This window comes from Vibrio sp. B172a (genome assembly GCF_030248355.1).
Classification (GTDB): Bacteria; Pseudomonadota; Gammaproteobacteria; order Enterobacterales; family Vibrionaceae; genus Vibrio; species Vibrio owensii.
In genome coordinates this window covers 1-20863 of record NZ_JAHGAC010000025.1, presented here as the reverse complement: position 1 = coordinate 20863, position 20863 = coordinate 1, and the positions used below count along the sequence as shown (strand labels likewise).

Here is a 20863-nt window from a genome sequence, read left to right as displayed (position 1 = left end):
GAGAGACGGTTTAAAGGAAGGTGCGACAAACGAAAGAACACGAAAAGCTCAAACCTGCCTGGTTATCACCCACGACGATTCGAACCTGGAGCCGTGACACGTTGACGTTTCGATGCGTCATACCCAAACGCTCTCGCTATCTTCACAGCTTCCGCTGACTTTTTCTTGAAACTGCGCTCAAAGTAGAGCGTAAAGATACGGAGGTATTCTTCGTAAGACATCTCGCTCTCGATGCTGGCTTGCTCTGAGAGTGCTTGGATTTTCAGAAAGAGTGAACAAGCGTTCATTTCGTGGCCTCCTATCACCTAACTTCATCAGTGCGAACTGACTTAGTAGCCAGCTCGCACAACAGGTTTACCCTGCAATGGCTTTTTGATAATTAGCGCGCAGAGTGGCGAGCACCGTGGAAGATTTGCGCATCTTATTGAACATGCATTGTACGTTCCCTTTTGCGCGGTCTAGCGTCTCACCATAACCCGCAACAACCACTTCAACTTGGTCACACACATTATCAATTTGTGCTTCGGTTAACTCTGGCCATTTCGCTCGAACCATATCGGCATAAAGGTGTACACTTTGATATTCAACTTCCTCAAACACGTCATTCAATGACTCTTCTTCACTTGATTCGCCTCGCTCTACAGCCGATGGAAACTCAGTATCAGGAAAGTATTGACGCTCGAATGATTGCAGCTCTGGCACAACAGGACAACCTACATGACAAAGCATCTTGATGGCCGTGAGTTTAATCGCCGTGGCATTGGTCAACATATTGCCGGTGACTTCATCGATGCAGCGCCCAACAAACTCAGGGCTGTCACGACGAATATTCAATGTCGATAAGTCAGCCAGCTTATCCACGTTACCATATTGCGCGAGCAAACATTGACCAACCACACCAAGGGCATTCAAGAACACACCATGCGAAGAGATATAACCAGCGCGAAACTCATCGGCGGGATCTTCCCAATTACGGAAAGCATGCCACAGTAACGGTTTGGCACACGCTTGCCAAAACACTCGGGCGATGTCGCATTGTTCACTGGTTAATTTGGCATTGGCTTTAACACCAAGCAATCGAGCGGTGGCATCTTTTAAGATTTTGACCGGAAACAGGTATTCGCTGCTCTTACCTATCACATTACGCTCAAAGTCCACTAGACCTACAAACACCGCCAGTTCCTTTGCCATTTCAACCACAAGCTTTGGTAAGTCGTCTCGCTGGTTGTACGTGTCGCTAATACTGGAACTTGGCTTCACGGTATGACCGTTAATATCAGAGAAAGACTGTTGACGCTCTTCTAACGTCATATCCACAAACAACATCAAGGGGATATTATCGGCTCTAAAATTAACATCGTGGTCAATGGCATCGATAATGGCCGTCGTTCGGTGTTGTCCATCAAAGAGTAAGATTTCGCTGTCCATGTTCACTTTGAGCAAGCCAACGTTCGCGTACTCGGACTCGATGAACTTTGGACGTTCGTTGATGACACCACTGAGTGACGTCAACACATAACTGTCGTAGTTATCTCGAATGTATTGCGAGATTTTCTTAGCACGTACTGGGTTGACGTCACGTTGAGAGCGAGCCAATACATTCCCCGTATCGAACGCCACAAGGCGCTTCAACACACCAAATGGGGCATTGATGGTAAAAAACTCACGTCCAGCTTGGATGCCACGTACCGCAGGGATTTCAAAACAAAATTCAGACATAGTCATAACCTCTTAAACAATTGAATGATGGTGTTGGTTAAAGCTGGCCGCGCCAAGCTTCTTTCATGGCTTTAATGGTTCGATACGACTCACTGCACAGCCAATCTCCCCACATGGAATAGGTTTCAACAAAGTACAAAGGCTTTCCGTCCACATTGGCGAAGTTCAAACAATGGTAAACATGTACTTGGTACTCGCTTGACCAGTTATGAACATTGCACTTTTGTCCTTCGTCATAGAAATCAAAGCGACGTCTCGGTGTAACAACGGCTTGCTTCTTAAAGTCACGCGCGATGAGCTCTGACAGCGCAGCAAAATGAGTTGGTGTTTTCATCTCACTTTCCTTCTGAACGTTGAACTCGGCGATGGTGTTTTAATTTGACTGGCTTTGGCATGAGACCAAGCTTTCGCAGTTCACAGGCTTTTGCCATCACGGTATGAATGGTTCGACCAAGCGCAAAACTTACTTGTTCCGGTCCATCCAACTCATAACGTTCTATCAGGTAGTGCTGGTCTGTCGTTTTCCATGCTTTGCCATGATTGGGGTGAAAGTCAGGGTGATACTGCATTCGACCGTATGCGTCATAAGTCACTGGGATTTCATTGTTATTCATCATTCCCCACCTCACTCCGATAAACGGATATCAAAGTTGAAACCGGTGCAGCGGAAGGCGTCGCCACACTTTTGAAAGCGCAGACCTGGGAACACTGAGCCATAAGAGGCATACACAATCACTTCTTGTGCGTTCTCACGTAAACGCCACTGACCTAACTCGATGCTGCTATCGAGCTCTAACAAAAACTCATAAATGTTGTGACGCTGAAAGGCGCGCTGGCCAAGTTCTGGAAATTGAGCTTTGATGGCCTCATGTACTCCCTGCTCTTTCAACTCAGCGACATCACGAATTTGCTCTGTACTCTTGCCACGACTGAACATCTTCAGATGATGCAGACGCTCCGCCATTTCTAGACGCTGTGGCGATACGGTAGGCACATTTGATACCACCGCCCCTTTTACTGACTGGCGCATCGCTTTCACTTGTTTGTGAAGTTGAACAAAACGAACAGTGTTGTTTGATAATGGAGTCATGCTCAATCCCTCGCCTCAAAATTGAAATTGATGGTGGTATCAATCAAAGTCGCACTGAGCGCTTTAGCGATGTCGCCACATTCTTGCTTGATGGCAGAGACAGATAACTGTGATGGTAAGAAGTTCTTAACGTGTTTTTCATTGCCATCAGACTCAATCGCTACCAATAAAAAACCTGCTTCCCACTGCTCACGGGGCGTATCCCATGAACCAAAATGTTCACCACGTAGCACTACAGTGACCACCTTTGACGGGTCGAGATAATTCGGTAATAGCTCCAACAAACACCAAGAGGCATCATTTTTTGGTGAGCTTTCGCTCTCCAACGGCGAGACGTTGGTCGCTGTTTGGCATTTAGGGAGAGTTAGGGTTGAGTTTTGTTGCGCCATAGGGAGTTTCCTTTTTGTTTGAGTATCACTTTTCGGAGCCGCTTAGCTGTCCGCTCTCTCTCCATCGCTGCGCTTTGGCAAGGGGCGATTAGCCCTTAGCAACGTGTTGCTTTAGGGATATCGCGTGTACTTCCCTTGCAAAGAAGGCGTGGTGAGAGACGGTTAAACAGCTTGCGAGCCCGTAACGTGATGCGAGTAGAAAGGAAAATCGGCGCATAAAAAAACCAGCCCTTACTCGAACTTAATGTCAGGCAGTGAAAGGCAACGAGGAGGCACGACGAGGCGGAAGGCCGCTACGCAGTAGCGCAGGCGTTCAGGATTGAAGCGATATCCTTGCAGATAGGGACTGGTAGAGCGACACGACCAGGAGCGACACTTGTGACGTTCAAGGTCGCAGACGGTCTTAGTCCATAGATGGAAGATACAAGCAGAAAGCCCTGCCGCGCAGCGGTAACGCCTAAGAAAACGAAGAGAAAAACACACTCTTGTCGGCTGACGACAATAATAAGTTTGATCGTTTTTAAGCAATGAGAAGGGTATAAGGCGGATTAGCTAAAACCATTTATGCCCCAAAGTGAGTTTGAAACAGCAAATCTCATCAGTCTTGCCTTATTAGTTTTCGAAAGACTTCCTAATGCCAAATGGAATGAGTGTGAAGTAACCCATTTTGTCGTATTTTCGTGTTCTCGGATCTGGCTTTTTATATGATATTTCATTAAAAACATGCATTTATGCTGGATTCTGGTGTCCGGGATATGCGTGGGAAGCCCCAAGGTGGTTGGGGTGGAATACCCCGCTGTGGGAGTGAATAAATTGTTAGTTGTTCTAAAGTTGAGGTTGCACACGTCAAGTACGTCGATTTTTTTATAAGCTAAACTTGTTGGATATAGATACACCTGTATAATCGCACAGCTATTTTGCGAGAGGTTATGGTATGGCAGATGTAAAAGACGTAGCTAAGTATTTTATTCTCTTAGCGGATGAAAATGATGAAGGTATCTCGAACTTGAAACTTCAGAAGCTTGTGTATTATGCACAAGGCTTTTACCTTGCTTTGAATGAAGAAACTCTTTTTGACGCGGATATTGAAGCGTGGGCACATGGCCCAGTGGTTCCTGAGCTTTACCATGATTATAAAGACTTTGGCAGAGAAGCTATCGATTCAGATCCTAGATTTAACCCTCATACACGCTTGATGAAAGGTGAGATTGAACATATCGAAGAAATTTTTGATGTTTTCGGTCAATTTAGTGCTTGGAAACTCAGAAATATGACTCATGAAGAAAGTCCTTGGATAGAAAATGAAGGACATGCTGGTGTTATTTCAAAACGAGATTTAAAAGCATATTTTGACACTAGAGTTGAGTAATTCAATTTATGGCAAAAAAGAAGATCAAACACCCAAAAGCCAATACTAGATCCAAAATCACTGTAAAAGAAGTTAACATTAATTATGACGACAAGCCTCCAATTTTTTCTTTAGAGCGCTTACAAGCAGGTAGCTTCTGTCTCCAATGTCTTGACCAAGAAGGTAAAGCATTTTTCGCGGAAGCGATGTTTCGTCGCAAGAACAATACGTGGCGTGAAATTAAACAGATGCCTCGTCACGGCTTGGGCTTTGAGAAAATCGACAGAAATTCAATTAGCGCTCCTATCCCAAAATTTATTACTCCAGATGTGGATCACTTTTTATCATTTCGGTTTCATGGTAAGCGTCCTATGGTGGGTTATAGACAAAACGATGTATTCTATATCATGTGGTTTGATAATAACTTCACCTTATATGACCACGGATAAAATAATTAACACATATGAGCTCTTCTCCGCTCAATAGCCAATGCATTAGAACAACAAAGCCGTCAACTTCGCTTTGCCCAACCTGCAGTTATCCGAATTGAACGCATTAGAGCAATAGGCCTAACTGATTCCTGTCCCTACTCGAATCATCCCACAAAGTCTTAATTTATCTTATGCATTTCATCTGCATAAATAAACAGAGCAATGTATATGGTAAAAATGAGCCGGTTTTTAGTACGGGACGCTCGTTTTCTCCCATTCAAATTGCAGCCATAAAGTTTAACTCACTGACTTTAAGCAGCCATATGGTAAGCTAGCACAAGTGTACGCGGACTAATCGGTCGTCCCGGCTTTGTACTAAATGGGTAAGTTGCCCGCTAATAAGCTGTTAGGTTAATGCAGGGCAATCATTTCATCTTTAAAGGTAATCGCTGAGAGTTAGATGAGCATAGTTATAAAATTCAGTCAAAGGGCAATGGACTCCTTTGAATCACTTCCTACAGAAATACAGGAAAAAGCACATAGAGCCCTATGTCTTTTAGAAGAAGGTAACGAAAGGGCAATCCACTCATCTGTGTTGAAAGGTGATAGGAAGCTGTACTCTGGGAGAATAAATCATAAGTTTAGAGTGATCTATTCAAAGAAGAATAAAGAAATACTTATTGTTGACTTTATTAAGATTGATGGTATTTCCAAGATTATGAGGTCAGAAGCATGATCTCATTAAAATCAGATCAACTAAAAAGCACTCAATGTAAAAATGAACTTGATGAATTTGAGTGTCTACTTAAAAATTACTCGGAAATAGATGAGGCAAAACTACTTGATTTTTTTAAAAGTAGGCCTCAATTGATTCTACTAATGGGGCGTGTAGTAGGTATCGATGCTCCAAAGAAATTCAATAACGAGTTGCCATTAATTGGAAAATTTAGAGCTGATTTTGTTGTGGCAAGTGAATCCATGCAAGATTTTGTGTTTATAGAGTTTGAAGATGCAAAAGATAACTCAATATTTAACAAGAAAGTAAATAAAAAAACATCGGTACATTCATGGGCTTCGAGATTTGAAAAAGGTTACAGTCAAGTTGTTGATTGGTTCCTACATTTATCGGTACATAACAAAACTCAAAGCATGAAGTCCGAGTTTGGCCACTATGAAATAAAATATAAAGGAGCTTTGATTATAGGAAGGCAAAGCTCCTTATCACGAGGAGATTGCAATGAGCGTTTTGAACAACGAAGAAGCAAATCTCTTATTGATAGCAAGCATATTACTTGTTACACGTTCGATGAACTCTATGATGCAATGGCTGATCAATACGCTATCCTCGCATCATTCTAGTTCAAAACCTAACAAGAAAATCCAGGTGACGCCTACGGCGCACCTGATTTAGGCGTTAGGCATTTTCCCATGCGAAAATTATTGATTTTCCAACAGCTTCAATTATTTGAGTATCGAATTCTTGTAATGTGCCTAGTGGCATATTGCCGTTCTTTGAGGTACGAAGAGGAACGAATCAGAAGTTCGAAGAGCAATTCAAAATAAGTTAGTAATTGAATTTACATATAGCAATAAGCTACGCGTGGTAGAACCTCATGTGCTTCGGGTCTGTAATGGTAATTTTCAAGTCTTAGCTTATTAAATTGGTGGTCAAAGTAGCTCCGGAGGGTTGCCTGAATGGCGTAGGCTTGACTTGTTCAGGATTAGTAACTTAAGGGTAACTAGTCAGACTTTTGCTGGACGTAGACCTTTCCCATCAGGAGCACATAGCCCTTGGGATCGTGAACTTGAAATAGTACCAGCCTAACACATATGAGCCCTTCTCCGGTCAATAGGCAATAGTCTTCTTTTGGCTGCGTTAGCAGCCAAGCTCTCGAACAACAAAGCCGTCTATTTCGTGTCCCCCTACCTGAAGTTATCCGAACTGTGCTGTCTGAAACGCAATCCCTAACTTGAAATTGTCCAGTACCTTCACAGTTGGCACTTCGTAACTCAGAAGTGTTCCCATTTTGATTTTGATGCCATTCATCTCAGTTATTATGTAGCAGCTTTTCCTCAATTTTTTGATCATGGGTTAGTTGAGTATTAATGTAATCAATCTTCAGCCGAAGATGTTGGCGCAGGTCAGTGAGCAGCTAACAAACTGCTCAGATGGACAAAAATTGTGATCTACTTTTGTTTCGGTTTGCTTTTGAGGTTTTGGTTGTTCCGATTGATGGCAATCGCTTGACTGGATTAATTAACTGAAAAATAATTATAAATCCATCTGATGCATAAATAGTAACTATCAGTTTTTAATTCGAGGAACGCAAGGTATGCATTATCTGAACAACTTAACGAAACAATTTAGACCGCCTAATTCTGTGCCGATAAAGTGTACTAATCCTGAATGTGGTTATGAGTTCTATGCTGCAAACTTTGTTCGGTCAATCAACTCAGAGGTTGTAGTGAAGAATACCACTACAACCTGCCCGCAGTGTGACTCAGTCGCAAAATATGCTGATTTTAAAATAGATCGCAGTGGGAAAATTCATATCTCTGAGATATTCGAGGATTTGAAGAAAATTAGCTCCAATGAAAAGTTGGAAGCTATCAAAGAAAAGCTAGCAGCAAATGATAATATTGGTGCAAATGACTTTGTTGATACATTGGTAAATGTGGATCCAAGTTTTGACAAGTACCGTCAGGCAGTCCTTAATTTATCCTTACCTTCATTAGAGTTTTTAGTTACAACAATCATCTCTCTTATTGCACTTGTCCTTACGTTAAGAGCTAACACTCTCACCGAAGATGGCAATGAAATCATGAGACAGCAAATTGAATTGAGTAAACAACAATTTGAATATCAAAAGCGTCAAGATCTAAAGGCGGAAGCGGCAGTTAATGCAAAACAAAAAGAACTCGCAGAGAGTAAAAAACAGATAGATGATCTGAAAGCACAAGTTGATACCTTATTACAAGAGCTACTATCCGAAGAACCAAAAGAGCCACCAAAAGAAGTGAAAAAACCAAAACCGTTACTAAAGGCTTCTTTAAGAAACAAGCTATGCCCTTGCGGGAGTGGGAAAAAATCCAAAATGTGTCATCCAAGAGGGGTCGCGTAAGCTAAATTGAAACTGTCCAGCACTATGCAAATCAATCACGACCGACAACGGTGGTCATTGACATTTTGGAATACTAGAAGTTATCTGAAAGAAGGATTGCGTGACGTTACTCTAAGAAGGTTTTGTCCAGAGGTGTGCGGACGTGAATATGTAACACACCTTTACCCTAAAACGTTTTACACACGATCGTATGTTTAGGGGCTTAGGAGCCGATAATCAATGAGAATGTAGGCGATAGCAGAATTGAGAATGGGTAAGCGAGAAATCCTACAGGCTTGTTAACTATCTAAGGAGTTTAAATTGGCTTTCGATGAATTATTTGGTCACTTAGGTACAGTGGTAGCAGTAGTTGTCAATCTCGCCATTCTATCTGTTTCTTATCATAAAATTAACAGTTTTCGCAGAGAGCAAGCAAAGGAATTACATAGTCGATTTACTGTAGTTAAAGAGCTTTCGAAAGATATCGATGCTAACTATGCAGAACTACTAATCATCCTTAGTGGTCTTACAAGAGCACGCCTCTCTAAAGATGAAATCCATTGGTTCATAACTGAACCTCGTGCTTTCTTAAAGCTCGAAGCTTATGGAAAGCTATGTGGTCGATATTGTCAGATAGACTTAGAAAAAAGAGAGTTTGCTCTTACTGAGAAAGTTGACACTGTAAGAAAACGCATTATCGAGCGTACTAAAATAGTTACTTTTTGCATTTTAATTATGAGCACCATAACGGCAATATGGTACTTCTTTGTTTCAGGCTTTGAATCTGTTAAAGCAATATATTTAGCGTTAGGTTTTTGGTGCGCTTACCTATTGCTTATCCTTTGGGGTGCACAAATGTTACTTTCAGCCTTGAGTAAAGCCAAAGAGTTATCAGGAAAGCCGTAAGACGATAGGAACAAACTGTCCAATAAAGATTCGCAACGTGTGGGACTTTTTCATTCCATCCGCAGTGGTCGTGTTTGCGGTAGTATGGTTTCTCGAGGTAGCGCTGCTCACACCTACTCAGGCTCAGTCTTTAACTGAGCCTTGCTTGAAAAACAACCACACTCGCCCCATATACAACAAGCCACAATCACACCCAAATACACTATGCAGATTAAGAAAGACTTCGATTACTACCACAACCTACACAACGTGATCACTCACGCTCTCCTCCACTTATTGTGCAAAGTTTCCTCGACTCAGCGTTTCGTTCCAGTCACCACACGCAATGAGATACTTATTAAATACCTGAAACCTAAGCTTAGTGATCGGTCTTTATCAAACATCAAAAAAGACATTAAACTGATGCTCAATGTGGCAAGGAAAAAAGGCGGGAACTTAGAAATGCGACTGAACCAACTGAACTCAAAATCAAGCAAAGCGACCCTTGTCGGCGCGGAAAAGCTCTATAACCTACTGGTTCACTTATATGATGCCGAAGGCATCGAATCACGTTTGTTCGAAGAAGGAAGTGAAGCCGAGCCAAACATCATTTACATGATTGAAGAGCAGATCGAATACGGATTTAATCAAGAGCATAAGCAAATAGCCCCACTCTCGATGCTAATCCAATTAGAGCGCGCGCCGGAGCTGATCGATTCGATTAATGCCCACGGACTGTTTATTGCCGAAATGAAAGAATGGAATGCAGAAACACATCAAGCGCACATCTTGGTTCATCCAACCTAGACAATGACAAACATCTTGTGTTGAATTTTTATCCCACTAAAATAATTAACCTCGGCGATAAAGCGGTGCACAGTCTCTATCGAGTTATCGTGCGAACGTTCAATCTTGTTATTCATCTCTTAATCGTATGTATCCGATTAAGGATTTATTTTAAGATGTTCAGTTTTTTGTTTTCAGTACGTCATAGACCTTTCGAATTGTATTAACAGCACGGCCAGTTTCCGCGCTCGCTTTCCGAAGCGATAGCCCGTTCTCATAAGCCCTGACCACATCGGGGTAATCATCCAGTAAAGTCTCTGCTCTTTTGCTTGGCCGACCCAAGTGCTGATCATTGAGCAACTGAGAACGACGTTGGCCGCCTCGAACCTTTCTTTGGTGATGGCGGTACGTAACAAAGCATTCGTGACCGTTCACCTTGCGTTTGCCAAGGTTGCGAATATCTTCGTTGAGTAAGTGTGGAGGAATACTTAATAGGTCACTGTATTCAGTCAGAGAACCTAGCTGATGCTGTTGTGGTTGCATCAACTTCAGCAAACGCTTCTCTAAGCTTCCGAAGTGATGAAAGAACCCAAGCACTTCAATATTCTGTATGCGACCAAACTTCTCTAAATCACGGCAGATCTCCGGCGTTCGCTCTTCTATGCTTCGAGTTGTCATTCCGACTTTGATTAGCGGGTAACAAACCTCATCTTGCTCCAAGCAGATCCGCAATACATACAGATGTTGTTGCAGAACAGTCGTCAGACGAAGTCGGAAAAATTTAGCGGTTTGAGTACCATTAGCTTGATCATAAGCGATCAACTGCTTTTCCTTTGCCACAAACAGCGCCTCTTGGAGTTCTGCATAATCAGGCATGGACAAGTATCGCCCTGCGCGAGAATTAAGAGTGAGCAACTGTTTAGCACTCTTTGAGAGCTTTGGTCTGCCGTCCCCTTCTTCAAACTCAACGAGTCCTGAAACAGCCAGTTCATCGAACACAGCTCTTTGCTTCGTCGATAACCACGTTCGACTAAAAGAGCGCCATCGAGATAGCTTTTCAAGCAAAGTGATCTCGGCCTTAGAAAGCCCCATATCCACATCAAACAAAGGTAAGGCGGTCATCTGCAATATTGCTTTAGCATCAGCACAAGTTTGGCCGTCATGAGCAAAATGATGTTCCTTTTGTGACCCTTTCTTGGCGATCAAGCCTTGCCCACAGAACGGACAACTTAACGGGACGCGGCCAGGACTCACTTCGTGAATACTGACTAGCTCGCCTTGTTCATTTACACCGTGACTTAAAAACATAGTTCACCTGTATCACGAAAGTATGTGTGAATAACACAGAATATCAGAGCATCAAGAGGACAACATACTTTCTTGATACACTACGTCTTAACTCTCTTGGTACTGCATTAACTGACCTTCCAGTTTCGCGCTCAGTTTTTGAGCTTCGCCAAGAGAAGCTAGCGTCTCTAGAAGGGATCCATTCTTCTTGTTTAGCTCTGAATTTAAGCTTTCAATGCGACTTTCAGCGCGAATATGTGCGGCTTTCTCTTCATCGAACTTGCCTTGTAACTGGTCGTTGGCCACTTTTTGATTTGCGATCTGTTCGGTTAACGAACCAACCTGCCCTTGTAGCGAACCTAACTCTTTTTCAGACGTTTTTAGGCTTGCGTTCAGCTTCGCCATTTCCTCCGACTTCTCTTCTAACTGTTTATTTAGTTGCTCCACTTGGCTTTCAGACTTCACTTGTGCTCGCTGTGATGAAGAGAGATCACTTAACGCCGCTTTTAGCTCTTGACCGGTTTCTGATAGCTGCTTGTTTAGCGACTCAACTTGGCCTTGAGCTTTCGCTTTGTCCGATTCGCAGTATTAAGCTGCTTTTGCATCGATGCGATCTGTTTTTGCATCTCAGCTAAACGTTCATCACGTTCAGAAACTGTGTCAAGCGCTGCTTTGGTCTCGCTTTGAGCGACATTCAACGCAGCATTAAGACGACTGCTCTCTTTGTGCTCCTGCTTTAACTGTTCTTGTAAGTCAGCATTGGCTTCAAGCGCATCTTCTAACTGCTCGAACGCTTTATCTTGCTCTTGGATCGATTCCGCTTCGCGCTTTGCTGCATTCGCGGCACGTTCGTTTGCTTCTGCAATGGCTTGGTTAAGACGCTGCTCAACAGTGTAATGCGCGTGGTCGTTGATCTGGTGCACAAGCTGCTCAACATCACCAAGCACGACCGACAATCGCTCAGCGATTTCTGGCGGTAACTCCTGATGAATAATGGTTTGTTCAGTAGAGTCTGGAAGCATTGGGGCTAGGATTTCACCAGAATCCTCAAGCGCCTTAAACGCAGACATTAAGGCAGATGGGCGACCTGTACCAATCTTACTACGCAGTGACGTGCCATTGATGTTCTTGCCTTCAACCAAGAGTGCATTTGCAGCCTCGATGACTTGTTGATCTGTAAAAACTCTTTCTCTTGCCATGTTCCATTCCCCTGTCACTTTTTAAAGTTAGTTTGTATGTTTGTTATTACACAAACATACAAACAATCAGTACAAAAAACACTCACACAACAATCCTAAAATGAACAGGTTGGAGATCTAGTGTGAAGCCAGTAGAGCGAAGCGGTGTCAGCTAATGAGCAGTTGATTTATTGGTGGCTAAATTTCCATTCTTAACCGGATGCATACGATTAAGAATAAAAACAGAACAATAGAGCGATAGTTTGGGGAAAAGTGATCATTTTGAGGTTTAAGAGACGAGATCAAGGCGAAATGAAAATGCATCACAAGCGTTTAACATTTGGCAGAAAACTGTAATTAACTTTCAGAATGATTTTGAGGGTTATTGGAGAGGAAAAAGGTCACTTTTGCCATTCTGTTATGTTCGCTGCACTGAAATGAGCAAAAGTGACCTTAAATTTGTCAATTTAACATATGATCCGTAATCACCACCACAGAATGGCACTCTGTAAAACACTTATCAGTCACGCCCCTTTAGATCTTCAAGGTGATTCGATATAACTCTCACTCTCATCCTTATATTTAAAATAACTCCTGAAAAAATGACCGCAAAAAAAGTTACAATCGACAGAACGAGCAAACTCGACGTGACAGTCCGACTTACATTCTCAGGAAGATAAGGTAACAAAAAGCCGACCCCAAACAGTAGCGTAGCCCAAAGAGATGCACTTAATAATGAATACACTTGGAAAATCATTAAATTCTGTCCTCGTCCACCCATCGTCATGGGAACGAGGATCCGAACAATAGGAAAAAATCTAGCAAAGAAGAGTGCAATAAAGCTATGCTTAAACAACAATAAATCCACCATTGCGAGTTTTTTATCTGGCACTTTACTTACCCAAGATTGAATCTTTGGTAACCGTGTAAGTAAACGTCCCTGAATGAAAGCCAGCCAACTTCCAAGCGACGCAGCGGCAATAAGTAAAGGTAGCGCAAATTGCCATTCAAGTCCTCCAAGTGCGGTTAGAGTGCCGATTAGGATGACGACACTGTCGTTTGGTAGAGGGACAGCCGGAAGAAAAGCCCCTTCAAGAGCAATAACAGAAGCGGCGAGAATATAAATTAAAATAATACTGTCTGGAGAAAGAAGGGCTGCGACATCCTGATTCCAAACCGAAAGCAATATACTTTGAATACTGTCTAACATAACGATACCCCTCAAATTCAAACGATAGAGCTAAGCGATAGACGGCTAAGCTCTATTTTTGTCTTTAAGCTAATTAAACAACTGAGTTGATAAATAACGTTCACTGGCACTAGGCAAAATAACAACAATGGTCTTATTGCGGTTTTGCGGGTCAAGAGCCAAGCGACTTGCTGCAACTACAGCGGCGCCTGATGAGATACCAGCTAAGATACCTTCTTTAAGTATCAACTCTTTTGCCATAGTTATTGCCTCCTCAGATGAAACGGTATGAACTTCATCAACAAGAGAGAGATCTAAATTTCTTGGTACAAAACCAGCTCCAATGCCTTGGATCTTATGAGGCATAGTAACTAATGGTTCGTTATTCAGTGTTTGGGTTAACACGGGTGATTCTAAAGGCTCGACAGCGATAGAGGTTAACGACTTGCCTTTTGTCTTTTTAATATAACGACTAACACCAGTAATTGTTCCGCCTGTACCGACACCGGCAACTAGAATGTCAATATCACCATTAGTGGCTTGCCAAATTTCTGGTCCTGTCGTTTGTTCATGTATATCAGGGTTTGCTGGATTACTAAACTGATCAAGCATAACGAATTTGTCTGGTTGGGCATCTACAATTTCCTGCGCTTTCTCAATAGCCCTTTTCATACCAAGGCTGCCCTCTGTCAAAATTAGATTTGCCCCAAGAGCACGCATAAGTTGACGACGTTCGATACTCATTGATTCAGGCATTACTAAGGTCAGTTTATGCCCTCTAGATGCCGCGACCATCGCGAGCGCAATACCTGTATTACCACTTGTTGGCTCGATAATTTCAAATCCTTTGGATAAAACGCCTTGTTTCTCTGCTTCCCAAATCATATTCGCAGCTATACGGCACTTAACACTAAAGCTCGGATTGCGTGATTCTATTTTAGCGAAAATTTTCCCATTGCCGATATAATTTAGACGAACTAATGGAGTACCTCCAATGGTGTAGGAGTTATCTTCAAAAAACATCATATTGTCCTTTTCCGGACTTTTTTCGCCCAATAGCCCTGTAGTTTCGATAGCCGATAGTATTTTTTCTCGGTCTACTTTTCCAATAACACTTGATAATAAAGATTGAAGTTTCATAATGACCACCCTCTAACAAGTAAATTATTTAAGATATTTTCAAGCGATTTTTAAACTCTAAACCAATCACAGCAACTGATATAAGTAATATTGATAATGACAACCAAACCATGTCAACTGTTGATAATTCTTTAATACTCAAAACTACGTATCTCGCGATAGACATCGCCGCAATATAAAGTGGATACTTCAATGCAACTTTGCCTTTAACTATATATTCTTTCACCATGGCAAGTACCTCAAGATAAAGAAATAACAATAAAATATCTGTCAAGGTTACTTGTCGAGTTGAAAAAAGATGAACACCCTCATAGTAAACAGAAAAAACCGTATTGATTACAATCAAAGACACCAAGGCAAATTCAGTAATAGCAAAAGATTTAAGCATCAATGACTTTACATACACCTTCATAATATATCCCTTTCGACTTTGTTCGTTACTTCAATTACACTATTTTCAATACCATATTTAAAGTGAAGTGCCTGTTTTATCTCATAGACCACCAAGTCAAATTCCAAGTTAGAGATAACGACCTTAGCGTCTAAATAATTTTCATTTTCATTTAATTGCCAAACTCGGACACTTTTAACTAAATCCACATTAGACTGTTCAGAAATTGTTTTAATGACATCATCAATGTCAATGTTTTTTGGCGTTGCTTGCATTATTATTCTAATGCTATCAACAAGTAATAACACACCATGATAGATGACATAAATTGAAATCAATAGCGTTGCAATGACATCAACAATATACATATCATATAAAACAATCAGTACTCCGGCGACTATAACTACGACAGAAGCTAATGCATCTGAAACATTGTGTATGAATGCAGCTTTAATGTTCATATTTTCTTTTGCACCAGAAGTGTATGTAATATAAGCAGTTGCCAAATCAATGATAAGCGCGAATGCGGCAACGACGAATACAATCCAGCCATTAACCGGGGTCGGGTTAAAGTACTTATCAAATGACTCAACGATAAGATAAATGCCGACAACAACTAAGGTTGTACTATTAACTAGTACACCAATCATTTCAGCTCGTTTATAGCCATAAGGCATTTTTTTATTTGCAGGCTTATTGCCTATCACTCTGGCTACAATTGCCACCACGATAGCTCCTGCATCACTTAAATTATGTAAAGCATCAGCTAAAAGAGATAAACTGCCAGAAAAAACACCCGCTACCACTTGTACTATAGTTAAGATAATATTAATTAAGACAGCAACAACCAGCTTTGATGTGCTTGTTTTATCACCCTGACTATGACTATGACTATGACTATGACTATGACTCATGGTAATACTCCTTTTTATTTCTTATAATTAGGTACACACCAAGCAAATATATTGGCAATATTGTAATACTAAGCGGGGATAATACATTTCCTTTTAATGCGGTTGAAATTATGAGTGATACCAAAGGAAATGTTAAGAAACATAATGAAGCTGTAAATGAAGAAACTAATTGGTTAAGTTTACAATAAGCCACAATACCCAATACGCTTCCAAACACTGCTAAATAAGCAATCGCAAACATAGTCGAAGCATTCACACCATTAAGACTATCTAGACCATTTAGGCAGCTAAACATAAATAAAAATAAGCTAGCAACGAAAGCAGGTATAGCATTAAATGTTAATACATCTATATTGTTGAGTTTGTGTTTCGTATAGACATAAACTAAAGCATGTAAGGATAGTGCTAATGCAAGAGAAATAATCCCTTTATAAGCATTGGGATTCTGGGTTAAGTCTAACTCAAGATTAACAATTAAAGATAATGTAACAATAGCAATAAGCAACCCAATCAGTGAGTTACGACTCAATCTAACTCGATCGAAAAATCGCGATATAAAAACCACAACTAAAGGCATCAAAGAAAAAATAATAGCAGACAACCCAGGGGAAACATATAACTCACTGTAAGTCATTAATGTAAATGGTATAGCAAAATAAACGATCGAAATCGGAAGCATCCAGCGCTTCGCTCCAGAAGGAAAAAGCAATGGTTTTTTGGCAATCAGCGCAATAACAACCACAATAGGTGAGGCTATGGCAAAACGTAACGCATTCACCATTGGCGAAGACAATGATTGAACGGCAATCTCCATTGCAAACCAAGTGCTTCCCCAAACTACGCATACGCAGATAAACAGTACCGCAATGATTGATTTTTGCATTTACTATCTCCTTAGTTAAACGTTATGTAGTCATCATAAACCTTGGAGTTAACTCAAAGGATAGTTGTTTTTTAACAAAAAATTCTTATCGTTTCGATTATCCTTACAGGGATTTTAAGGCTATCCTATATAATCCTATTGCCTTAAGAATTTTTATAATAAATAGATATTTCTTTGGTATCTTAGTCAGCCAATAATTACTACTTTTTATTTTTATTGACTTATCCAAAATGTACATCCTTTCATTTCTCAATATACCAGAACCACTGTTGTTTTTTATAATTAAACCATTTTCCAAATCTAGAAAGTGACTTCTTGCATTAAGATTACTACTGGTCAACAGTGAAACCTCATCATCTATCAAAAGATTTTTTACATGATAGGAACCATTTTCAATCTTCCATTCATACAAGAAAAGGTCGTTATTCATTTCATTGCCTAGAGTGTTGGTAAACTCATACAATCTATACATGTAAGTGCTTTTTATTAAATTGGAAATTATTGATTCACTCCATCCAGAAATCCTATCTGAATAACCACCAACGACTACATATACTTTCACTCCCTGCTTAATTAACTCCCTCAATAACTCTTCATTCTTGACATCAAGATTAAAGTAAGGTGTCGATATGAAAATATTATTTCTAGCCTCTTTACATAGTTTATTAAATAGCCTCGACTGACAGCTGTCATGCCCGTTCCCAAAAAATGATCCGATCAGATCACTATCATCCATGATAAAACGCTTACAAACACTATGATTCAGGGTTACCTTACCACTTTGAACTTTAATTTCATTAAGAGAAGAAACAAAATCATCACACAATACCTTATTGTAAATTGTATAATATCTATCCTGCCGAAATTTTTCTTTCCCACAAAAGTAATCGTCTGTCAAATTAACCGATGAATAGATCAATTCATCATCTATGACCCATCCCTTTGCATGAAAAACACTTAAAGGAAAAAATCTTTTAACTTTGATTTTTGTGATTTTAGTCGTTAGATTTCTATATTTATCAGTTACCCACTCAGTATTTGACCAACCATCTACAAATATCTCAACATTTAAATTTGGTTCCAACTCTAGTTTTTTATCTATTATTCCAAGCAATCTGTTAATAAATAATTCATTCTTAATATAAAGAGTACAAATGACAATCCTAACACGAGCACTAAGAACAAGATTAATTACATGTTCTGAAAATTCTTTTGGCAAAAACTTGACGTCGATACTCATGGGACTTCCTTTTTTATCATCACAAACAGCATTGCTGGCGGAAAATTCCTCCAGACTATTTTCTTACTAACAATCTCCATTCCTATTGCTTTTAAATCCTCATCATTCAACGGAAATTTAAATTTATAGCTAAACATAACAAACTTGCCATTATATTTTAAAACACTAGAAATTTTTGATATCAACTCAAGTCTTTTGCTATACGAAAAATTAACCAACGGTAATGATGAGACAACAACATCTAGACTATGTAAAGCGTGTTTCCTGTTGATATCAAAAGCATCAGTCATAATGTGAGTTTCTGGTAAAATATTTAACATCTTAAGATTGTTAATAAAATATTCATTGTTATCATAAACGCCAACGTAACTGCATTTTTTTAATACGATATTTTTTGTAATGCAGCCATCACCAAACCCAAGTTCAACGACCGAATCATCTTCACAGATAATCTCGGTCATTTCAGAAATTAAATATCGGCTACTCGGTAGCAATGAACCTGTATTTTTAGGATCGTTTATAAATTGTTTTAAAAGCGACGTTTTTATCATCACATTTCCTTATAAAGGGGCTTGATTAAGTTGTAATATAAACCTTGGAGTTAACTCCAAGTAAAGATGATTTTCGATAAATAATTTTAATCATAAGAAATAAAAAAATAATGCTCATACAGAAAACATTCGAACATAGCGCTAAAGAGTTCTGTCGCGTCGTTAGGAACTAAATCGTCCGTGAGATGTTCATAGTGGTGTTTTTAACATTAACTGGGTTTTGTGCACCAATGGTGGAACAGAAAACAACGATTAGGAGGTTAAGTTTATGATTTATTGATACTTATCTCTTTTACGCTCTCACTTGACTCTTTTAGGGTATACCTTATGCGAACCATTGAAACAGTATTGCATTTTGGTTCGATAAGTGTTGATTTCTAACCCTACACGCACCAAATTCAAAAACCACACTCAAATCAAACCAAAAGTAAGCAACTATGTTTATAAGAGCCTATTTACGCGCCTCAACCATCGACCAAGATGCAGATCGAGCAAAAAATGAGCTACAAACCTTCGCTAGCGAACACAATGTTCGTATTGCTAGCTTTTACACGGAACAGTTGTCAGGCACCAAATTAGAAAGAACAGAATTAGCTCGTTTGATTGAGGATTCGCATCGAGGCGATGTGTTACTCATCGAAAAAGTTGACGTCTATCTCGCCTACCCTATGAACAGTGGAAAGAACTCAAACAACAACTCGTCGAAGCAGGTATCAATATCGTCGTTCTCGATCAACCAATGACTCATGCTGTGTTAACTCATACTGATCAACAAACTTCTATGATTTCTAGGGTACTCACCGAATTCATGGTTGATTTAGCGGCAGCAATGGCAAGAGACGATTACGAAACAAGAAGAAAACGCCAAGCTCAAGGGATATAGAAAGCCAAAGCGCTTGGAAAATACCAGGGGCGGAAACCGGACTTGAAACTGAGGGAAAACGTTCAGCTTTTACTTACAGAGGGCAAGAGCTGGTCACAAATACAAAAGCTTTTAGGTTGCAGCCGTTCTACTATTGCCACGGTAAATAAAGTAAACTCCATCTAACATTTAATATACCACTTAACTGTATGTTAATAATGAATAAAGTTTCATTTTCAATTAGAAAAAATTTTTCCCGTAGATAAGAAGCAGTAAGAAGAACCAGTGAATTTAAACACATTACAACCAGCAGATGAAAATGCTCTATGGCAATTACAATTGGAATTGCTCCAAGAGGCAGAATTTCGATTTGGTACCCGTGATTGCTCCAAAAACATCTATCGACCATCTTGGGACTTTGATGGTCCACATATTCGTTATACGCCAACAAAAGACGGTGCGTTCGCTGAACTTGGAGACAATGCGAAAAGTAGCTGGAGGTGTAAGCGCAAAGTTGTAATGTCACTTTTTAGCAAAGTTAAAATGTCTCTTTTTTAGGTTCAACCGCTAACTTCATTCTTATGTGAACTTGTTTAAGGAACATTGGGACGTTGGTAACTATGAGTGACAAAAACCTTTCACGATACAAAGTGATCAATGACGTTTGTGAGCGTCGCTTACGACGTTCGGAAGCTGCCCAGCTCTTAAACTTGAGTGAACGCCAAGTGCAGCGTTTAATGAACCGCTTGCGAGAATCCGGTGCGGCCAGTTTGGTACATGGAGCTCGTGGCAAGCCCAGTAATAATCGGATATCGAGTGATTATCGTCAGACTATCTTAACGCTTGTTCGTAAACACTATTCGGATTTCGCCCCAACGTTAGCAAGAGAAAAACTTATTGAGATCCATAACTTACCCATTTCTAATGAGACGTTACGTCAATGGATGATTGCTGATGGTATCTGGGTGCCACATGCTCATCGTCAACCTCGAGTGTACCAACCTCGTCATCGCAGAGACTGCCTAGGAGAACTGGTTCAGATTGATGGTTCTCACCATGATTGGTTCGAAGGCCGAAGTCCAAAATGCTGTCTGCTGGTTTTCATCGACGATGCAACTGGACAATTAATGAACCTGCAGTTTAGTGAAACGGAATCAGCCATTGACTATATGGCAACAACCCGAGAGTACTTAGAGACACACGGCAAGCCGCTTGCATTCTACAGTGACCGGCACGCAGTGTTTCATAACAGTAACAAGAATGCGGTTGAAGCTAAAAATCCTACGGAATATGGACGCATACTCAAAGAGCTTGGCATCGAATTAATCTGTACGAACAGCTCACAAGCGAAAGGCCGAGCAGAACGAGCGAACCTAACACTTCAAGACCGCCTCATTAAAGAGATGCGACTACAAGGCATTAACACCATCAAAGAGGCCAATGCCTGACTTCCCTACTCCATTACGGACTTCAATCAAC

At 40.5% G+C, this 20863-nt stretch carries 25 protein-coding genes and 1 pseudogene; 10 read left to right on the top strand and 16 right to left on the bottom strand.

The window, feature by feature from the left end; translation table 11 throughout:
• Positions 1-65: 65 nt before the first annotated feature.
• The 6 genes from KIT90_RS20390 to KIT90_RS20365 form a co-directional block, all read right to left on the bottom strand.
• On the bottom strand, positions 66-287 hold the full coding sequence (locus KIT90_RS20390) for a hypothetical protein (RefSeq protein ID WP_285378376.1): 222 nt from the start codon (positions 285-287) through the stop codon (positions 66-68).
• Between the two features lie 67 nt (positions 288-354).
• Entirely contained in the window at positions 355-1719 is a 1365-nt protein-coding gene (locus tag KIT90_RS20385; protein ID WP_285378374.1) for a DNA sulfur modification protein DndB, read from the bottom strand.
• A gap of 37 nt (positions 1720-1756) precedes the next feature.
• Positions 1757-2053, bottom strand: a complete 297-nt coding sequence (locus KIT90_RS20380) for a hypothetical protein (RefSeq protein ID WP_285378373.1) — start codon at positions 2051-2053, stop codon at positions 1757-1759.
• Position 2054: 1 nt separating this feature from the next.
• Positions 2055-2336, bottom strand: coding sequence for a hypothetical protein (locus tag KIT90_RS20375; protein WP_285378371.1), 282 nt, complete (start codon positions 2334-2336; stop codon positions 2055-2057).
• An 8-nt stretch (positions 2337-2344) separates the two neighbouring features.
• On the bottom strand, positions 2345-2809 hold the full coding sequence (locus tag KIT90_RS20370; protein WP_285378369.1) for a hypothetical protein: 465 nt from the start codon (positions 2807-2809) through the stop codon (positions 2345-2347).
• A 2-nt stretch (positions 2810-2811) separates the two neighbouring features.
• On the bottom strand, positions 2812-3198 hold the full coding sequence (locus KIT90_RS20365) for a hypothetical protein (protein WP_285378367.1): 387 nt from the start codon (positions 3196-3198) through the stop codon (positions 2812-2814).
• A 934-nt stretch (positions 3199-4132) separates the two neighbouring features.
• Between KIT90_RS20365 and KIT90_RS20360 the strand changes: the two genes are divergently transcribed.
• The 6 genes from KIT90_RS20360 to KIT90_RS20335 all read left to right on the top strand — a co-directional run bounded on the left by KIT90_RS20360 (position 4133) and on the right by KIT90_RS20335 (position 9770).
• Entirely contained in the window at positions 4133-4567 is a 435-nt protein-coding gene (locus tag KIT90_RS20360) for a Panacea domain-containing protein (RefSeq protein WP_285378366.1), read from the top strand.
• Between the two features lie 8 nt (positions 4568-4575).
• The gene (locus tag KIT90_RS20355; RefSeq protein WP_285378364.1) at positions 4576-4995 is read left to right on the top strand and encodes a hypothetical protein; all 420 of its coding nucleotides are present in this window, start codon (positions 4576-4578) and stop codon (positions 4993-4995) included.
• Between the two features lie 714 nt (positions 4996-5709).
• Positions 5710-6336: a Shedu anti-phage system protein SduA domain-containing protein gene (locus KIT90_RS20350; RefSeq protein WP_285378362.1), complete on the top strand. Its 627-nt coding sequence runs from the start codon at positions 5710-5712 to the stop codon at positions 6334-6336.
• 974 nt (positions 6337-7310) lie between these two features.
• Entirely contained in the window at positions 7311-8099 is a 789-nt protein-coding gene (locus tag KIT90_RS20345; protein ID WP_285378360.1) for an SEC-C metal-binding domain-containing protein, read from the top strand.
• A 300-nt stretch (positions 8100-8399) separates the two neighbouring features.
• Positions 8400-8984, top strand: coding sequence for a hypothetical protein (locus KIT90_RS20340; RefSeq protein ID WP_285378358.1), 585 nt, complete (start codon positions 8400-8402; stop codon positions 8982-8984).
• 204 nt (positions 8985-9188) lie between these two features.
• On the top strand, positions 9189-9770 hold the full coding sequence (locus KIT90_RS20335; RefSeq protein ID WP_285378357.1) for a DUF2913 family protein: 582 nt from the start codon (positions 9189-9191) through the stop codon (positions 9768-9770).
• Between the two features lie 159 nt (positions 9771-9929).
• On the opposite strand, the gene KIT90_RS20330 is transcribed toward KIT90_RS20335, so the two are convergent.
• The 10 genes from KIT90_RS20330 to KIT90_RS20285 form a co-directional block, all read right to left on the bottom strand.
• Positions 9930-11057, bottom strand: a complete 1128-nt coding sequence (locus KIT90_RS20330; protein ID WP_285378356.1) for a hypothetical protein — start codon at positions 11055-11057, stop codon at positions 9930-9932.
• Positions 11058-11144: 87 nt separating this feature from the next.
• Positions 11145-11501, bottom strand: a complete 357-nt coding sequence (locus KIT90_RS20325) for a hypothetical protein (protein ID WP_285378354.1) — start codon at positions 11499-11501, stop codon at positions 11145-11147.
• Between the two features lie 74 nt (positions 11502-11575).
• Complete coding sequence (locus tag KIT90_RS20320; RefSeq protein WP_285378352.1) at positions 11576-12235, bottom strand: hypothetical protein; 660 nt, start codon at positions 12233-12235, stop codon at positions 11576-11578.
• 499 nt (positions 12236-12734) lie between these two features.
• Entirely contained in the window at positions 12735-13424 is a 690-nt protein-coding gene (locus KIT90_RS20315) for a DedA family protein (RefSeq protein ID WP_285378350.1), read from the bottom strand.
• Between the two features lie 69 nt (positions 13425-13493).
• Entirely contained in the window at positions 13494-14429 is a 936-nt protein-coding gene (gene cysK / locus KIT90_RS20310) for a cysteine synthase A (protein ID WP_285378457.1), read from the bottom strand.
• Positions 14430-14571: 142 nt separating this feature from the next.
• On the bottom strand, positions 14572-14955 hold the full coding sequence (locus KIT90_RS20305) for a phosphate-starvation-inducible PsiE family protein (RefSeq protein ID WP_285378348.1): 384 nt from the start codon (positions 14953-14955) through the stop codon (positions 14572-14574).
• Entirely contained in the window at positions 14952-15848 is an 897-nt protein-coding gene (locus tag KIT90_RS20300) for a cation diffusion facilitator family transporter (protein WP_285378347.1), read from the bottom strand. The genes KIT90_RS20305 and KIT90_RS20300 overlap by 4 nt, the downstream gene beginning before the upstream one ends.
• Positions 15838-16731, bottom strand: a complete 894-nt coding sequence (locus KIT90_RS20295; protein WP_285378345.1) for a DMT family transporter — start codon at positions 16729-16731, stop codon at positions 15838-15840. The genes KIT90_RS20300 and KIT90_RS20295 overlap by 11 nt, the downstream gene beginning before the upstream one ends.
• Before the next feature lie 103 nt (positions 16732-16834).
• The gene (locus KIT90_RS20290) at positions 16835-17971 is read right to left on the bottom strand and encodes a phospholipase D-like domain-containing protein (protein WP_285378343.1); all 1137 of its coding nucleotides are present in this window, start codon (positions 17969-17971) and stop codon (positions 16835-16837) included.
• Complete coding sequence (locus tag KIT90_RS20285) at positions 17968-18522, bottom strand: class I SAM-dependent methyltransferase (RefSeq protein ID WP_285378341.1); 555 nt, start codon at positions 18520-18522, stop codon at positions 17968-17970. Before KIT90_RS20285 ends, KIT90_RS20290 begins: the two co-directional genes overlap by 4 nt.
• Before the next feature lie 437 nt (positions 18523-18959).
• Between KIT90_RS20285 and KIT90_RS20280 the strand changes: the two genes are divergently transcribed.
• The 4 genes and pseudogenes from KIT90_RS20280 to KIT90_RS20265 all read left to right on the top strand — a co-directional run.
• The gene (locus tag KIT90_RS20280; protein WP_285378339.1) at positions 18960-19265 is read left to right on the top strand and encodes a recombinase family protein; all 306 of its coding nucleotides are present in this window, start codon (positions 18960-18962) and stop codon (positions 19263-19265) included.
• A gap of 182 nt (positions 19266-19447) precedes the next feature.
• Entirely contained in the window at positions 19448-19570 is a 123-nt protein-coding gene (locus KIT90_RS20275) for a helix-turn-helix domain-containing protein (RefSeq protein ID WP_285378336.1), read from the top strand.
• A gap of 99 nt (positions 19571-19669) precedes the next feature.
• On the top strand, positions 19670-19942 hold the full coding sequence (locus KIT90_RS20270) for a hypothetical protein (RefSeq protein ID WP_285378334.1): 273 nt from the start codon (positions 19670-19672) through the stop codon (positions 19940-19942).
• A gap of 62 nt (positions 19943-20004) precedes the next feature.
• A pseudogene (locus KIT90_RS20265) lies at positions 20005-20829 on the top strand (ISNCY family transposase); the annotation flags it as partial.
• Between the last annotated feature and the right edge of the window lie 34 nt (positions 20830-20863).

Bases quoted from the DNA above. Each gene is read 5' to 3' on its own strand.
- KIT90_RS20390 (WP_285378376.1), bottom strand. From the start codon at position 287: ATGAACGCTTGTTCACTCTTTCTGAAAATCCAAGCACTCTCAGAGCAA.
- KIT90_RS20385 (WP_285378374.1), bottom strand. From the start codon at position 1,719: ATGTCTGAATTTTGTTTTGAAATCCCTGCGGTACGTGGCATCCAAGCT.
- KIT90_RS20380 (WP_285378373.1), bottom strand. From the start codon at position 2,053: ATGAAAACACCAACTCATTTTGCTGCGCTGTCAGAGCTCATCGCGCGT.
- KIT90_RS20375 (WP_285378371.1), bottom strand. From the start codon at position 2,336: ATGATGAATAACAATGAAATCCCAGTGACTTATGACGCATACGGTCGA.
- KIT90_RS20370 (WP_285378369.1), bottom strand. From the start codon at position 2,809: ATGACTCCATTATCAAACAACACTGTTCGTTTTGTTCAACTTCACAAA.
- KIT90_RS20365 (WP_285378367.1), bottom strand. From the start codon at position 3,198: ATGGCGCAACAAAACTCAACCCTAACTCTCCCTAAATGCCAAACAGCG.
- KIT90_RS20360 (WP_285378366.1), top strand. From the start codon at position 4,133: ATGGCAGATGTAAAAGACGTAGCTAAGTATTTTATTCTCTTAGCGGAT.
- KIT90_RS20355 (WP_285378364.1), top strand. From the start codon at position 4,576: ATGGCAAAAAAGAAGATCAAACACCCAAAAGCCAATACTAGATCCAAA.
- KIT90_RS20350 (WP_285378362.1), top strand. From the start codon at position 5,710: ATGATCTCATTAAAATCAGATCAACTAAAAAGCACTCAATGTAAAAAT.
- KIT90_RS20345 (WP_285378360.1), top strand. From the start codon at position 7,311: ATGCATTATCTGAACAACTTAACGAAACAATTTAGACCGCCTAATTCT.
- KIT90_RS20335 (WP_285378357.1), top strand. From the start codon at position 9,189: ATGCAGATTAAGAAAGACTTCGATTACTACCACAACCTACACAACGTG.
- KIT90_RS20330 (WP_285378356.1), bottom strand. From the start codon at position 11,057: ATGTTTTTAAGTCACGGTGTAAATGAACAAGGCGAGCTAGTCAGTATT.
- KIT90_RS20320 (WP_285378352.1), bottom strand. From the start codon at position 12,235: ATGGCAAGAGAAAGAGTTTTTACAGATCAACAAGTCATCGAGGCTGCA.
- KIT90_RS20315 (WP_285378350.1), bottom strand. From the start codon at position 13,424: ATGTTAGACAGTATTCAAAGTATATTGCTTTCGGTTTGGAATCAGGAT.
- cysK (WP_285378457.1), bottom strand. From the start codon at position 14,429: ATGATGTTTTTTGAAGATAACTCCTACACCATTGGAGGTACTCCATTA.
- KIT90_RS20305 (WP_285378348.1), bottom strand. From the start codon at position 14,955: ATGAAGGTGTATGTAAAGTCATTGATGCTTAAATCTTTTGCTATTACT.
- KIT90_RS20300 (WP_285378347.1), bottom strand. From the start codon at position 15,848: ATGAGTCATAGTCATAGTCATAGTCATAGTCATAGTCAGGGTGATAAA.
- KIT90_RS20295 (WP_285378345.1), bottom strand. From the start codon at position 16,731: ATGCAAAAATCAATCATTGCGGTACTGTTTATCTGCGTATGCGTAGTT.
- KIT90_RS20290 (WP_285378343.1), bottom strand. From the start codon at position 17,971: ATGAGTATCGACGTCAAGTTTTTGCCAAAAGAATTTTCAGAACATGTA.
- KIT90_RS20285 (WP_285378341.1), bottom strand. From the start codon at position 18,522: ATGATAAAAACGTCGCTTTTAAAACAATTTATAAACGATCCTAAAAAT.
- KIT90_RS20280 (WP_285378339.1), top strand. From the start codon at position 18,960: ATGTTTATAAGAGCCTATTTACGCGCCTCAACCATCGACCAAGATGCA.